At 65.4% G+C, this 14,848-nt stretch carries 14 protein-coding genes; 9 read left to right on the top strand and 5 right to left on the bottom strand.

Going from position 1 to position 14,848, the window contains the following annotated elements:
• Positions 1-229 precede the first annotated feature (229 nt).
• From ACW73L_RS09115 to fabG, 4 genes are read left to right on the top strand one after another with little or no spacing between them, the layout of a single operon-like run.
• Positions 230-1,411: a beta-ketoacyl-[acyl-carrier-protein] synthase family protein gene (locus ACW73L_RS09115; protein WP_498921535.1), complete on the top strand. Its 1,182-nt coding sequence runs from the start codon at positions 230-232 to the stop codon at positions 1,409-1,411.
• Positions 1,408-2,199, top strand: a complete 792-nt coding sequence (locus ACW73L_RS09110; RefSeq protein ID WP_498921533.1) for a beta-ketoacyl synthase chain length factor — start codon at positions 1,408-1,410, stop codon at positions 2,197-2,199. Before ACW73L_RS09115 ends, ACW73L_RS09110 begins: the two co-directional genes overlap by 4 nt.
• Positions 2,196-2,639, top strand: a complete 444-nt coding sequence (locus ACW73L_RS09105) for a hotdog family protein (RefSeq protein ID WP_498921531.1) — start codon at positions 2,196-2,198, stop codon at positions 2,637-2,639. The genes ACW73L_RS09110 and ACW73L_RS09105 overlap by 4 nt, the downstream gene beginning before the upstream one ends.
• Positions 2,632-3,363, top strand: coding sequence for a 3-oxoacyl-ACP reductase FabG (fabG, locus tag ACW73L_RS09100; protein ID WP_498921530.1), 732 nt, complete (start codon positions 2,632-2,634; stop codon positions 3,361-3,363). The genes ACW73L_RS09105 and fabG overlap by 8 nt, the downstream gene beginning before the upstream one ends.
• Before the next feature lie 6 nt (positions 3,364-3,369).
• On the opposite strand, the gene ACW73L_RS09095 is transcribed toward fabG, so the two are convergent.
• Positions 3,370-4,722: an AMP-binding protein gene (locus ACW73L_RS09095; protein WP_498921528.1), complete on the bottom strand. Its 1,353-nt coding sequence runs from the start codon at positions 4,720-4,722 to the stop codon at positions 3,370-3,372.
• A 368-nt stretch (positions 4,723-5,090) separates the two neighbouring features.
• Between ACW73L_RS09095 and ACW73L_RS09090 the strand changes: the two genes are divergently transcribed.
• From ACW73L_RS09090 to ACW73L_RS09070, 5 genes are all read left to right on the top strand, one after another.
• On the top strand, positions 5,091-5,807 hold the full coding sequence (locus tag ACW73L_RS09090; RefSeq protein WP_498921527.1) for a hypothetical protein: 717 nt from the start codon (positions 5,091-5,093) through the stop codon (positions 5,805-5,807).
• A 379-nt stretch (positions 5,808-6,186) separates the two neighbouring features.
• Positions 6,187-6,969, top strand: coding sequence for a lysophospholipid acyltransferase family protein (locus tag ACW73L_RS09085; protein WP_498921526.1), 783 nt, complete (start codon positions 6,187-6,189; stop codon positions 6,967-6,969).
• The gene (locus ACW73L_RS09080; RefSeq protein WP_498921525.1) at positions 6,966-7,730 is read left to right on the top strand and encodes a glycosyltransferase family 2 protein; all 765 of its coding nucleotides are present in this window, start codon (positions 6,966-6,968) and stop codon (positions 7,728-7,730) included. The genes ACW73L_RS09085 and ACW73L_RS09080 overlap by 4 nt, the downstream gene beginning before the upstream one ends.
• A 133-nt stretch (positions 7,731-7,863) precedes the next feature.
• Positions 7,864-8,853, top strand: coding sequence for a dihydroxyacetone kinase subunit DhaK (gene dhaK, locus ACW73L_RS09075; RefSeq protein WP_498921523.1), 990 nt, complete (start codon positions 7,864-7,866; stop codon positions 8,851-8,853).
• An 84-nt stretch (positions 8,854-8,937) separates the two neighbouring features.
• Positions 8,938-10,956: a sensor domain-containing diguanylate cyclase gene (locus ACW73L_RS09070; protein ID WP_498921521.1), complete on the top strand. Its 2,019-nt coding sequence runs from the start codon at positions 8,938-8,940 to the stop codon at positions 10,954-10,956.
• 6 nt (positions 10,957-10,962) lie between these two features.
• On the opposite strand, the gene dhaL is transcribed toward ACW73L_RS09070, so the two are convergent.
• The 4 genes from dhaL to petA form a co-directional block, all read right to left on the bottom strand.
• Entirely contained in the window at positions 10,963-11,595 is a 633-nt protein-coding gene (gene dhaL, locus ACW73L_RS09065; protein WP_498921519.1) for a dihydroxyacetone kinase subunit DhaL, read from the bottom strand.
• A 116-nt stretch (positions 11,596-11,711) separates the two neighbouring features.
• Positions 11,712-12,434, bottom strand: a complete 723-nt coding sequence (locus ACW73L_RS09060; protein ID WP_498921517.1) for a cytochrome c1 — start codon at positions 12,432-12,434, stop codon at positions 11,712-11,714.
• 57 nt (positions 12,435-12,491) lie between these two features.
• Entirely contained in the window at positions 12,492-13,877 is a 1,386-nt protein-coding gene (locus ACW73L_RS09055; protein ID WP_498921572.1) for a cytochrome b, read from the bottom strand.
• Positions 13,877-14,473, bottom strand: coding sequence for a ubiquinol-cytochrome c reductase iron-sulfur subunit (petA, locus tag ACW73L_RS09050; RefSeq protein ID WP_498921516.1), 597 nt, complete (start codon positions 14,471-14,473; stop codon positions 13,877-13,879). Before petA ends, ACW73L_RS09055 begins: the two co-directional genes overlap by 1 nt.
• Positions 14,474-14,848: the final 375 nt, after the last annotated feature.

Raw genomic sequence — 14,848 nt, 5'->3', positions numbered from 1 at the left:
CAGCAATGGATGCCCGCGCCAGACCCCGCCCGGCGCAGCCCGACTGGTTTCACAGCGGGCGCGTCGCATTAACCATTCACCCCCCTTGCTTGGCGGCGGGAGTGGGCCGGGAGGGAGACACCGTCTGCGGGAGGGAAACCGCAGTCGAGCCTCCAGGGACGGATTCACGGCGTGTCTCGCCCCCCCGGCCCGCTCCCGCGAGTCGCAGGCGTGAACACTTACGCGTCTCATGACCCCCCTCCGTATCAGCGCCTACTCGCTGGTTTCCGCAATCGGATCCCAGGCCGAAACTACCTTGGCCGCGCTACGTTCGCGGCAGGGAGGTTTGCGTCCCTGCGACTTCCCCGAGATCGAACTGGACACCTGGATCGGTCGCGTCCCCGGCATCGAAGACCGGCCGCTACCGGCCCCGCTGAGCGCCTATGACTGCCGCAACAATCGCCTCGCCGCGATGGCTCTGGAGGGCGACGACTTTTCCGAACACGTCGCCGCGGCCGCCGCGCGCTATGGTCGCGACCGCATCGCCGTGATCGTTGGCACCAGCACATCCGGCATCCTCGAATCGGAATCCGCGTATCGCCGCCGCGACGCGGCCTCGGGGGCGCTGCCGCCGGACTTTCGCTATCGAACGGTGCACAACACCTTCTCCGTCGCTGACTTCACGCGGCGCTGCCTGGGCCTGGACGGGCCCGCGACAGCGATCTCGACCGCCTGTTCGTCCAGCGCCAAGGCGTTCGCGAGCGCCAGCCGCCTGATGGACGCCGGCTTCTGCGACGCGGCCGTGGTCGGCGGCGTCGACTCCCTCTGCGGAACGACGCTGCACGGCTTCCACGCGCTGCAATTGACCTCGGCCAGGCCTTGCCGGCCCGCTGACAGCGGTCGCGACGGGATTTCAATCGGTGAGGCGGCCGGTTTCGTGCTTTTGGAAAAGGCAAGGGGCGCAGGCCAGGGCGTCCAGCTCATCGGATACGGCGAGAGCGCCGATGCCTACCACATGTCATCTCCGCATCCGGAAGGCGCGGGCGCGCGACTGGCCATGAAGGATGCACTGCAGCGGGCGGGAGTGTGTCCCGAGGCGGTCGACCACGTGCTCCTGCACGGTACCGGAACACTGGCCAACGATGCCGCCGAAGACTGCGCCATCGCCTCGTTGTTGGGAGAGCGCGTCGGGTGCAGCTCGATCAAGGGTTGGACTGGCCACACGCTCGGTGCCGCCGGCGTGGTCAATGCAATCATTGCCGCGCTGAGCCTGGATGCCGGCTTGCTGCCGGGCACGCTGCAGACGCAGGAAGTCGACCCTCGTCTGCAATGCCAAATCCTGCTCGACAACCGTGAGTCAGCGGCACGCTACATGCTCTGCAATTCCTTTGGCTTTGGCGGCAGCAACGCCTCGCTGCTGTTCCGCCGATGAGGCTTCAGGTGGCCGGCATCGGCATCAGCGCGCCCGGCCTGACCGACTGGCAGCAAGCCAGCGCGGTGTTGCGCGGCGAACAGCGCTACGTTCCCGCCGAGTACCAGCCAAGTGGTCGCAGCCCGCTCAGCGGCCCGGAGCGACGACGCGCGACCGCCGTGACCCGCCTGGCGCTGGAAGCGGCCATGGAGGCTGCCGGCCCGGACCGCTCGCGGTGGGACATCCCCAGCGTTTTCACGTCCTCGGGCGGCGAGGTCGATGTCTGCGATCTCATCTTCACCCAACTCGCGGAACCCGAGCGCACGGTATCACCGACGCAGTTCCACAACTCGGTCCACAACGCCGCATCCGGCTACTGGAGCATCGCCTCCGGCTCGCACCGGCCGACGACCAGTCTGGCCTGCTACGACGATAGCTTCGCCGCGGGTCTGATCGAGGCGGCCGCGCTGCTGGCCGAAAGCCCGGGCGAGGTGCTGTTGGTGGCGTTCGATCAGCCACCCCCGTTCCCGATCGCGCCCTTTCGGCCCCTATCGTGTCCCTTCGCGGTGGCGCTGCGGCTGGCCTCCGGCAAGGGTCCGGTCTCGCTGAGCATCGGCTTCGACGACTCGGACGGGTGCGGTCCGACCGTGATGTCCGACCGGGTACTCGAGCAGATGCGCGCCGGCAATCCGGCGGCGCGCGCACTGCCCTTGCTCGCGGCCATCGCGCGGCAGGAGCCATCGGCCTTGCTTCATCTGCCCTGTAGCGGACCGGGTGTGCTCCGCGTCGTCGTCTCGTGTGCCCAATGAAGTGCAGTGCGTTCGCGCAGCTGCTGCCGCACGCCGGCCCGATGTGCCTGCTTGACCAAGTCCTCGAATGGGATACCGGGCACATCCGCTGCCGCGCGACCTCGCACCGCGACCCGGCCAACCCGCTGGCCGTAGCGGGTCGCCTGCATGCGGTCTGCGGTGTCGAGTATGCGGCGCAGGCCATCGCGCTGCATGCCGCATTGGGGGCGAGTGTACAGGGCGCTGCTGCGGTACCCGGCTACCTGGGCGGGATCAGGCGACTACAGCTGGCACGCACGCGGCTAGACGATGTCCCGGAGGAGCTGATCATCCAGGCCGAGCGCCAACTCGCCGACCACGGTGGGCTGGTTTACGATTTCTCCATCGCTGCGGCGGGGGCAGCCTTGCTCGATGGCCGCCTGTCCATCCTCTTTCCCAAACGACCGGCACACCATGAATAGCCCGACACGACATGCGCTGGTGACCGGCGCCAGCGGTGCGATCGGCGAGGCGATCTGCCGCGAACTGGCCGCCGCGGGTTGGCATGTCTTCGCCCAGGCTCATCGCAACCGTGCGGCGCTCGACCATCTCATCGATGGCATTCGTGCCGCCGGAGGACGAGCGGACGGACTGCTGTTCGATGTGACGGATGCGGTCCGGACCGCGACGCTGCTGGGTGCGCTCGCGGAGGAAACACCCATCCAGGTGCTGGTCAACAGTGCCGGGATTCACGACGACGCGCCACTGGCAGGGATGACACAGCGGCAGTGGCACGCCGTCGTCGACGTGTCGCTGGACGGGTTTTTCAATGTGACCCAGCCGCTGCTGCTGCCGATGATGGCCACGCGCTGGGGACGCATCATCAGCATCGCCTCGGTCGCCGCCTTGGCCGGCAACCGCGGTCAGGCGAATTACGCGGCCGCAAAAGCGGGCTTGATCGGGGCCAGCAAGTCGCTGTCGCTGGAGGTCGCTTCCCGCGGCATCACCGTCAACGTCGTCGCCCCGGGGATCATCCGTAGCCCGATGACTGAAGGGCTGTTCCCCGCGGAAACGCTCAAGCAGCGCGTGCCGATGGGCCGCGCCGGCGAACCGGAGGAAGTCGCCGGTCTGGTCGGGTTCCTGGCTTCAAACAGGGCGGCCTATATCAGCGGCCAGGTCATTTCGATCAACGGCGGGATGCTCTGAGTCCCTTCAGCGCCGACGGCGACAGGATTCCGCGAGGGCCTCCAGCGCCTCGCGGGATAGCTTCCCGTTCTCCTGCCGCGGCAAGCCCTCGACCAGGAACAAGGGTCGTGGCAGAAATGCGGGATCGAGATGTTGGCGGAGTTCCGCCATCAGTTCCGAGCGGGTTCGTCGCGGCGCGACGGCGAACGCGATCAGCCGTGCGGTCGACGCCGCCTCGTCGCCTGCGGACGATGGCACGAAGAAGGCGCCGTCCTCGACGCCCGGAAGGCCCTGCAGCGTTGCGTTCAGCGCGGTGAGGGAGGCGCGCTTTCCGGCCACGTTGATGTGGTCCGAAAGGCGCCCCAGCCATCGGAATTGGTTGCCGCCGGTCGACTCCAGGCGGTCCTGCAGCGGCACCGGACCCTTCAAGTAGGGGGCGAGCAAACGTAACCCGCCATCGACGCCATCCAGTTCGAGGCCCCGAAACAGCGTCCAACGATCGTCGCGGCTGGTCCGGCGGGTAGCGACCGATCCGGCCTCGGTGAAACCGTAGATCTCCCTCAGCACCCCGCCGAACCGCTCCTCGGCGGTCCGCGCCAGTTCCACCGGCAGGGGCGCGGTGGCCGAGACGATCAGGTCGACCCGCGGCAGCGCGATGCCGGACGCCAGACAGGCTCGCAAGTGAATCGGGGTCGTGACCAGCATGCGCGGGGCCGGCAGCGCCGCCAGGGCCGACTGGACATCGGCCGGGTAAAACGCCGGCCGGTCGGTCAGGACGCACCGGGAGCGCAGCGGCAGCAGGATGGTGGTCTCAAGCCCGTACATGTGCTGCGCGGGCACCGTGGCGACGGTGGCATGGCCCTCCCTCGAAGCGACGCCCAGATGCTCGGCGATCAGATCGACGCTGCGGCGGAAAATGTCCCACGTCTTCTCGTGCGGCTCGGGCTTGCCGGTGCTGCCGGACGTGAAGACCAGGGCGACCGGCCGGCTCCCGTCCAACAGCGGATTCGGCGCCTCGCGAGGCCATCGGACGGGCCGGCCGACGAAGAACGTCACGGCACCGGCATCCGGCGGCGCCTCATCACAGGCTACATAAGCGTCCGGGTACTCGTCGACCAGCGCGCGGACGGCCGCCGCCGTGCGGTTATGCGGCAGCAGGCTGACTTGTCCGCGCAGTAATGCAGCGACGAACATCAACAAAAAATGGTAGCGGTTCGCACAAAGGTTGATGACCCACGAACGCGTCGGCAGACGCTCGGCGAGCGCGACCGCTTCGCCAAGGAAGCGTTCGGCCCCGAGGGTTTCACCATGACAAACCGCAATAGGGCAGTCGAGGCGACTGTCGGGTAGCAGGGCAGACGGCCCTTCGACGAGGCTCATACTGCTTTCAGGATATGACCGTCGAGCCAGACGCGGTCGGCAGGACAGCCCCTTGGCGCGCATTCCGGCTGGCGAAACGCGGTCCGTCAGTTCTCACTTCCAGGTGACCACACGAACAAATCAGGGAAATACCACAGCACGCTGCGGCATTTGCCGCAGCGAGTCGCGGGCAAATCCCCCTTCGACCCGCGCGGACGTTAGGAAATACTTATGGCGCGATAGTTGCTTTGTATGTGCCCGGGGGTCTGGCGCGACGATCGGCCGAATAAAGCTCGGCGCGATCACGGGCGCTGCGGGTCTTTCCGTGGTGAAGGACCGCGTTGCCATGCGGCAGCGGGAATATTCAGACATCAAACGAAAGTAGAGGTATGAACATGAAAAAGATGAACAGCGGACTACGCCACGCGATCACGACTCTGATGGCCGGCTCAGCGCTTGCAGTTGCCTCGGGAGCGGCGATGGCCATCCCCGGGAGCCAGGTGATCGTGGATCTGGGTACTCTGAAAGGCCAGCCGACGGCCATTCAGTTCGAGGGCACTGCGCCGAACTACGCCTGGGACGGCTGGAACGGCCTGACGCCGAATTGCGGCTGGGCCCACAACACCCGTTGGTACACGGTGACGGTACCATACTACGCCACGGTGCAGGTAACGTTGATCTCGGGCGATGAGAGGCTGAAGCCCGCGTTCTCAATGTGGAAGACCAACGGCAGCTTCGTGGGCGCCAATCATCTTTCGCACAAATACAACCAGCTCAGCCTCGAAGGATCGAGCAGCTTTCTGAAGCCACAGACGCCGGGCGGGGATGGCGCGATCGCCTTCGTCGGCTACGCCAATGCCGGCGACCAGCCGTTCATCAACTGTGACGGCCAGACGGTGAAGAAGGGCACCCCGACGCTGTCCTACGTGATGCCGGGCACCGCCGCGTTCTCCAAGACGCTGACCAAAGGACAGTATCTGCTGGCCGTGGGCGGAAGCTGCAACAGCCAGGATTGTGGACCGGCCGGGCCTGCGGGGGTGTTCCCGTTCAAGCTCGACATCCGTAAAGGCCCGATCCTTCCGCTGCCGGCTCCGCCTGCCCCGTAAGACCGAAATTGCCTGATTCAGGGAAGCTAACGACATCAGCCGGGACCTGGGCCGCGGGAAAGCGGAATGCCCAGGTTCCTCCCCGCCTCCCGCCGACGTCGTCGATGACCCGGTTGGGACGCCCGGAGCCCGCCGCTGACCCCAACTTGCGACACCCACCGCCCGTTACGGCAGCCCACGGCAGATCAAGCCCAGGGCGTGTTGCCGTAGTCCTCATGGCACCGCTTTTGGTGCCGACATCGCTTTATCCCCGCTCCCGCAGGGCACGGCGCCCAGTGCCTTGAGCCCGCCAAGGGTGCCTAGCGCGTAAAAAAAGGGGTACTCTTTTGCTGCCCCGGGGTGCCACTTTGCACTGGCTCTCGCAGTCCCGCAGAAACGCATGCGCATCAGTCACTCCGTTCGAACCTTGCCGAAACTGCTGAGATCCGCTTACGAACAGGCCGTGCTGTACGGTGCGCTACTCGTGTTCGGCACCGGCGGACTGATCTACACCGCCATCAGCCCACTGGTTGGCGCGGTCCTGCCGCGCGACCTGGCGAACCGCGTCGGGCAATGGGTCATGATGGCCCTGTTCCGCTTCTTCGTCGGACTGCTGCAGCTGAGCCGGATCGTGCACTGCGATCTGTCCGCACTGGACCGGCTGCGCGGCCAGCCGCTGATCATCGTCGCGAACCACCCGTCACTGCTCGATGCCGTACTGATCGTTTCCCGCCTGCCGCGTGTCGTCTGCATCATGAAGGCGCAAATCCTGGACAACCCATTCCTCGGGGGCGGCGCCCGCCTGGCCGGCTACATTCGCGCAGACCATCCGATGGAGATGATGAAGCGGGCGCGGGAAGCCCTGGCCTCCGGCCGGCAGTTGCTGGTGTTCCCGGAGGGGACAAGAACGAAGACACCGCCGCTCAACGAGTTCAAGGGCAATTTCGCGCTGATGGCGAAGCAGGCTCGGGTGCCGGTGCAGACAGCGTTCATCCGGTCGGACAGCGCCTATCTGTGCCGCGGCTGGCCGCTGTTTCGCAAACCTGAATTCCCGATCCACTATCGCGTCGACCTCGGTATGCAATTTCCCCACGATGACGATTCCGGGCGCCTGCGCACCCGCGTCGAGGACTATATGCGCTCGGTCCTGGAGAACCGATTCGAACGGGCGCGGTCGCCATGACGCCGTCGGCGACGCATGTCGTGGTCATCCCCAGCTTCAACACCGGCGACCTGCTGCTCGACACCGTCCGGCGCGCCCGCGCCGAATGGAGCCCAGTGTGGATCGTCATCGATGGCAGCACCGACGGGAGTGCCCGGCGCCTTGCCGCACAGGCTGCGAATGATCCGGGCGTCCGCGTGCTCGCCCTCCCCGAGAACCGCGGCAAGGGTGCTGCGATCCATCACGCGCTTGGGCTGGCCGCGGCGGAGAGCTATACCCACGTGCTGACGATGGATGCCGACGGGCAGCATCCGGCGTCGAAGATCCGGGAATTCATGGACCGTTCATCAGCCGCGCCGCGGGCGCTCATCGCCGGCGTTCCGGTCTTCGGCGCCGAAGCACCCGCGTTGCGTGTGCGTGGTCGCCGGATCTCGAATGCCTGGGTGCGGCTCGAAACACTCGGCGCCGGCGCGGCGGACTCCCTGTTCGGCTTTCGCGTCTATCCCATTGCGCCGCTGCTCGCGATCATGGACCGGACCGTCTGGATGCGCCGCTTCGATTTCGACCCGGAAGCCGCGGTTCGCCTGAGCTGGGCCGGCGTGCCGACCGTCAACCTTCCGGCACCGGTCCGCTACCTGTCGGCGGCGGAGGGTGGTGTCTCGCATTTCCGTTACGGCCGGGACAATACGCTGCTCACGCTGATGCACATCCGTTTGATGCTGGAATGGCTGGTGCGGTGGCCGATGCTGGTCGCGCGCCGCTTCCTTCGGACGGGATCCTGACCGGCCTACAACCGTCCCGCGCGGGTCCTGGCGCGCATTGACGCCACTGCTGCACAGCTGGCAGGGTTTTTTGGGACAATGACGGGTGTGGTAAACACCCACAAGGCCGCGTAACCGAGCCGGAGGCTCCGCCATGAAAAAGCTGATCGATCGCCCTGAATCCCTGCTCGACGACAGTCTGCGCGGCTTCGCGCTGGCCCATCGGGATCTGGTGGTCCTCAACGATCACCCGCATTTCCTGCGGCGCAAGGTGCCCGGCCGCACTGGCAAGGTCGCGGTGATCTCGGGCGGCGGCTCCGGGCATGAACCGCTACACAGCGGGTTCGTCGGTCTCGGCATGCTCGACGCGGCCTGCCCGGGACAGATTTTCACATCCCCAACGCCCGATCAAATGGTCGCCGCGGCGGACGCGGTCGAATCGGGCGGCGGCGTGCTGTTCGTCGTCAAGAACTACGCCGGCGACATCATGAATTTCGAAATGGCGTCAGAGATGCTCGATTGCCCGTTTGCGACCGTCGTGGTCGACGACGACGTCGCGCTGCCGGCCAATCACAGCACCGGTCGGCGTGGTGTCGCCGGCACGACGATCGTCGAGAAGATCATTGGCGCAGCGGCCGAGGAAGGCGCCGACCTGGCAACCTGCAAGGCACTGGGCGATCGGGTGGTGCAAGCCACCGCGTCCATGGGTGTCGCGTTGACGAGCTGCACGGTACCCGCCCTCGGCAAACCCATGTTCGCGCTGGCCGACTACGAAATGGAACTCGGCGTCGGTATCCATGGCGAGGCCGGCCGCGAGCGCCGTGCGCTCGGCACCGCCTCGGAGATCGTCGCCCTACTCGCCGAGGCCATCCATCACGAACTGCGGCCCGCGGCTGGCCAGACCGCTTTGCTGCACGTCAACGGACTGGGCGCGACCCCCCTGCTGGAACTCTACCTGGTCTACGAACAGGCTTGCCGGTACTGGACCGGGCGCGGCGTGGCGGTCGTTCGCAGTTTGGTGGGCAATTACACCACGTCACTGGACATGGCCGGCTGTTCGATCACGCTGACGATGCTCGATGACGAACTGCTCCGCCTGTGGGATGCGCCCGTCCACACCGCATCGCTCCGTTGGGGCTGCTGACACTGATACGCCTCCACCCCGTGCGACCCGCAAGGCCACCGGCCCACATCGCCTTCAATCCGACCCGAGCCGGCAGGCCTGTCGATGCTTGCACCGCAGCCTAAGCCGCCCGCCCCCGGACATCGGCGGCTCACCCGGCTGGCAGGCCTGAGCTATGGCCTGATCGGCCTGCTGGTCACTGCGGGTTTCTGCGCCTGGAACAGCTGGACCAACCGGACCATCTACCTCGAGGAGTTCGCCGCGAACGCGAAGGAGCGGGCGGAACAGGTCAAGACGCTCTATCTCGTCGAGCTGACCCGACAGCAAGGCGTCGGAGCGCTGTTCGCGGCGTCGGGAACTATCGATGCCGAGGAGTTTCGGAACTTCGTGCGACAGACCGAGGCGGGCACCGCCACCGCCCGCTTGTCGATGTCACTCCTGCAGCGCGTATCGCCGGCGGAGCGCCAGAACTTCGAGCGCGCCTTGCGGAAAGACTACGGCGCAGCCAATACGCATTTCTCCGCGTCGACGGAACCGGCGCGCAGGGCGCAGAATGCCGCACTACCATTCCAGCTGGCTATCCGCTACGTGGAACCGGTACGCACCGAACTGAGCGCGCCGGGCTTGGACCTGTCGAGCGATCCATCTGCCGCCGCGGCCGCTCAGAAAGCGGCAGCCTCGGGCCGAACGACCTTGGCCGACGTACCGCACGAAGCCGGGGGCCATGCGTTCCGATTGCTGACTCCGATCTACCGGAGCGGCCTCCCTCCGGTGACGCCCGACGCCCGCGTCGGCCTGCTCGCCGGGTTCATCTGCGGCACCTATCGCTACCGTGACCTGTTCGAGGCGGTATTCTCGCGATCATCCCACCTGGGCCAGCATGTCTATGTCTTCGATACCGTTCGGGCCGACGCGCGGGCGGTGTACGTTCACGAGTCCAGGAAAGCGAGCGAGGTGCGGGTAGAGCCCCGCCTGCTGCGGGCAGAGCTGGCGCAGTACCCGCATCGGGTCGAGGAGCAGATCACACTGGCGGACCGTTCGATCACGCTGACCTTCGTTCCCATTCGGGCCATGACGCTGTTCGATTTTCTCGACCACCGGGGGAAGATGATCGCACTCGGTGGATTGCTGGTGTCGGGCCTGCTGGCCTTCATGGGGTTTCGCATCGCCACGGCCCGGGCGCAACGCGAGACCTCGGAGGAGCGGCTCCGTCTGGCCGCGACGGTCTTTCACGATGCGCAGGAAGCCATCGTGATCACGGATGCCTCCGGCAACATCATCGACGTCAACGGAACCTTCTCGCAGATCACCGGCTACCCGCGCGAGGAGGTGCTAGGGAAAAATCCCCGGATGCTCAAATCCGGGGTGCATGATGCCGCGTTCTACCGCGAGTTCTGGCAAACCTTGGTCAAAGAGGGCGTCTGGCGCGGGGAAATCTGGAACCGGCACCGCGGTGGCGATCTGGTCGCGGTGCAGGCCACGGTCAGCGCGGTCAGGGACGAAAACGGCCGGATCAGCCATTTCATCGATCTGTTCTCCGATGTCACCGATCGCAAGACCCAGCAGGAACGCATCGAGCACCTCGCCTACTTCGATGCGTTGACGGATCTGCCCAATCGCGCGCTGCTGCTGGACCGTCTCGAGCAGGCGCTGGCCAGGGGGCGACGGGACGACTCGCTGGTCTCGGTCGCCTATCTCGATCTGGATGACTTCAAGCCGGTCAACGACACGCACGGCCACAAAGCCGGGGATCTGCTGTTGTGCGAAGTCGCCCGCCGGCTGAAGGCCTCGGTGCGCGAACACGACACCGTCTGCCGTCTGGGCGGCGACGAGTTCGTGATCATCCTGGCTGGACTGCGGGGGTGGGAGGAGTGCGAGAAGATCCTCTCGCGGACACTGGAAAGCGTATCGCGGCCCTACGCGCTGCCCAATGGGCAAACCGTCCTCGTGTCGGGCAGCATCGGCGTCACACTGAGCCCGCCTGACCGAAGCACCGCGGACATATTGTTGCGTCACGCCGATCAGGCCATGTACATCGCCAAACGGACGGGCCGCAACCGGATGCACCGCTTCGCGGCCCCCACCCCGCCGACGCCGATATCCGCCGCCGGCGGCTCGGGCTAATCGCGTTCAGGGCGACAGCAGAACACCGCAGACCGCGCAGATCATCAATTGGGCGGTCTTGGCGCCGGGATCGAGATGCCCCCGCGCCCGCTCGCCGAGAAACGAGGCCCGGCCTTTCGTTGCCAGCATGTCCCGGGTCGTCTCGAGTCCCGCATCGGCCGCGGCGCAAACCTCGCGCAGCACCTCGTCGATGGGCGCCGACGAGGTGGCTCCCTCTGACAGTACCCGAGACACGGGCACCAGCACATCGAGCATGGTCTTTTCGCCGACATCGGCTTTGCCGCGCGCCTTGACGGCTTCGACGCCGCTGCGAAACGCCTCGGCGACACCGCGGATATCCGGCTCGTGCCCCTGCAGCGACTTGGCCATGCCCAGGAAGAGCGTCGCGTAGAGCGAGCCCGAGGCACCACCGATCGTGCTCATGACCGTCATGCCGATCGTCTTGAACGCGGCGTGCCAGGCACTCCCGGCAAGCTCATCGCACAGCGGAAGCAGGGCTTCGATACCGCGTTGCAGATTGAAGACATGGTCACCGTCACCGATGGCCTGATCGAGCTGGGTGACGTTGTCCCCGTTGGCCCGAATCGCGCCATCGATGGCCCGGATCATCGCCGGGAGCGCTTTCGCCTGATTTTCCATCGACCTACACCCTCGCTGCCGTTGGCCCGCCGACCCCGGACTTCCCGACTCGTGTCCGGCATGAGCGCTCAGGCAATCCGGCGGGGTGGGAACCCCCGCCGTCGCGCGTTCGGACGCTAGTGCACGTCCTTCCAGTATTCCTTCTTGACCCGATACAGCAGATAGGTCAGCAGGACCATGAAACCGAGCACGTACTTGCCCAGCGGGAGGCGCTGCAGCATGGACGGCTCGGACACGTAGACCAGGAAGTTCATCAGGTCGGTCAAGGCTTCGTCGAAATGATCGGGCGACATGGTGCCCGGCTTGACCAGTTCGAGGCGCTCCACGAATTCCATCCCGCCCTCGTGCGAAATCACGGGCTTCTGCAGACCCTGCAACCCACCCAGGACGTTCGGCATCGCGACATTCGGCAGGTAAAGATTGTTGACGCCGGTCGGACGCGAAGGATCGAGGTAGAAGCCTCGCAGATAGCTGTAAATCCAGTCCGCGCCCCGCGCCCGCGCGGCGAGCGACAAATCCGGCGCGGGTGCGCCGAACCACTTCTCGGAGTCCTCCGGCTTCATGGCGCTCTGCAGGGTTTCATGCATCTTGCGCTCGCCGAGAAGGAAGTTCGACTTCATGATCTCGTCGCTGATGTCGTAATCCGCGGCGAGGCGTGAGTAACGAATGTGCTTGAGCGAGTGGCAGCCCTGGCAATAGTTCACGTAGAACTCGGCACCGCGCCGCACGGAATCGCGATCGAACACGTCGATGTCCACGCTCTGAATCGGGGGTAGCCCTTCGCTTGCCCCCACCGTTAGGGATACTGCGGCCAGCGTGACCGCCAGGAGCCTTTTCATGAGTTGCTGTTCCCTAAAAGGTTGCCTAGTGTGACTTCCGAGTTCATCACTCTGGGGTCAGAAGTAGAAGAGGAAATCGAGCAGGACGAAGAAAACGATGAATCCGACGACGACCCGGAGGATCATGCTCTGGAAAATCGCAGAATTCTGAATCGCAGCCAATCCCTGTCGAACGATGTCCCAGTGGCGACCGCGGCGCTTCGCCAGCGGCACGACGGCTTCGCCCAGGCGCATCGGCTCCGGGAAGGTCTTCTCCTTTGCTGAGTACCACGGCATCAGCAGGAAGAAGCCGAAATACATCACCGCGAAGACCCGCGCCAGGATCGTGTTCAGCGGGCTCACCGGTTTCGTCCCGAGCACGCCGAGCCCGAAGAAGGCGAGTACGAAAAGGCCCAGCAGAATGCCGTAGACCGGACTGCGGTAGCGTATCGACTTCACGCGGCAACGATCGAGCCAGGGCAGCAGGAACAGCACGACGATCGATGCCCCCATCGCAACGACGCCGCCGAATTTGCTAGGAACGGCGCGCAGGATGGAATAGAACGGCGTGAAGTACCAGACCGGCGCGATGTGCTCCGGTGTCTTCAGCGGATCGGCCGGCTCGAAGTTCGGGCCTTCCAGGAAGAATCCGCCGCCCTCCGGCAGGTAAAAGACGACCAGCACGAACAGGATGATGAACACCCCGGCGCCGAACAGATCCTTGACTGTGTAGTACGGGTGGAACGGAATGCCGTCCAACGGGATGTCGTCCATCCCCTTCAGCTTCTTGATCTCGACGCCGTCCGGATTATTGGAGCCAGTCGTGTGCAGCGCCGCCAGGTGGAATACCACCAGCGCCAGCAGCATGATCGGAATCGCCACGACGTGCAGCGCGAAAAAACGGTTCAGGGTCGCATCCGCCACCACGTAGTCGCCGCGGATCCAGAGCGCGAGATCCTCGCCGATCACCGGAATCGCACCGAACAGCGAGATGATCACCTGCGCACCCCAGTAGGACATCTGCCCCCAAGGCAGCAGATAGCCCATGAAGGCCTCGGCCATCAACAGCACGAAGATCACCATGCCGAACAGCCAGATCAGTTCGCGCGGCTTCTTGTACGAGCCGTACAACAGCGCGCGGAACATATGCAGGTAAATCACGATGAAGAAGGCCGACGCGCCGGTCGAGTGCATGTAACGCAACAGCCAGCCCCAGCTGATGTCGCGCATGATCATCTCGACCGAGTCGAACGCGAGCGTTGCGTCCGGCTTGTAGGCCATCGCCAGGAAGATGCCGGTCACGAGCTGGTTGACCAGCACCAGAAGCGCCAGCGAACCGAAGAAATAGAAGAAATTGAAATTCTTCGGCGCGTAGTACTTGGCGGCGTGATCGTTCCAGAACTTCGTTACCGGAAGCCGCTCGTCGACCCAGGCCATGAATGCGCTTGCTCGTTCGCTCCACATCACGCGGACTCCTCCTCGTTGGCGCCGCCAATGAACAGCAGGCTCTCAGTCAGGTAGCGATAAGGGGGAATTTCGAGGTTCTTCGGGGCGGGAACGCCCTTGTAGACCCGACCGGCGATGTCGAACAGCGAGCCGTGGCAGGGACAGAAGAAACCACCGAGCCAGTCCGGACCCAGATCTGCCGGCCGTTGGTCGGGCCGATACGTCGGCGAACACCCCAGGTGGGTGCAGACGCCAACCGCGACAAAGATCTCGGGCTTCAGCGAGCGGGCTTCGTTCGCAGCGTACTCGGGCTGCTCGGACTCCTCGGAATCCGGGTCGAGCAGCTTGTCCCGAACCTCTGCCAGCGTCGCCAGGGCTTCGGGCGTGCGCCGCAGGACCCAGACCGGTTTGCCGCGCCACATCACGCGGATCAACTGCCCCGGCTCAAGTCGGCTGATGTCCACCTCGACCGGCGCGCCGGAGGCACGCGCTTTGGCACTGGGCTGCATCGAGGCGATAAACGGCGTGACGGCGAACCCTGCGCCTATGGCTCCTACGACAGCGGCGCTCTGCGTCAGGAAGCGTCGTTTCCTGTTATCGATATCGTCGGTCATGCATCAACTCCGCTGAATTTCACGCCGCTCTCTATGTTGTTTCCCGGGCTCTCGGGCCCGAATTCCGTGACGGATTGTGTTGGAGATTGCCGGATGGGTCAAGGCAGAGAATTCGGGGCAAAAGCCGTGTGACGCAACGGGAGCGGGCATGCGGCACCGGTCCTTTCGGCAGAAGCCGACATTACAGGCGCTTATGCCAAACCACGACCTGCCGACGGGGCAGGAGATCAATCGCCCCGTTATCGTCACACTGAGACCCGCCGAGATGCCTCGCGTTCCGCCGTGTGCAGAGCGGGCGGGCACAGACCCGGCCGCGGCTTGACACTGCCCGGACACTGCCGCAACGTGGGAGCCCGCCGAAGGCCTCGGCGCTTT

Source organism: Methylolobus aquaticus, from assembly GCF_054172105.1.
Note: the sequence above shows the minus strand (reverse complement) of the source record. Positions and strands in the feature narration are given on the sequence as shown.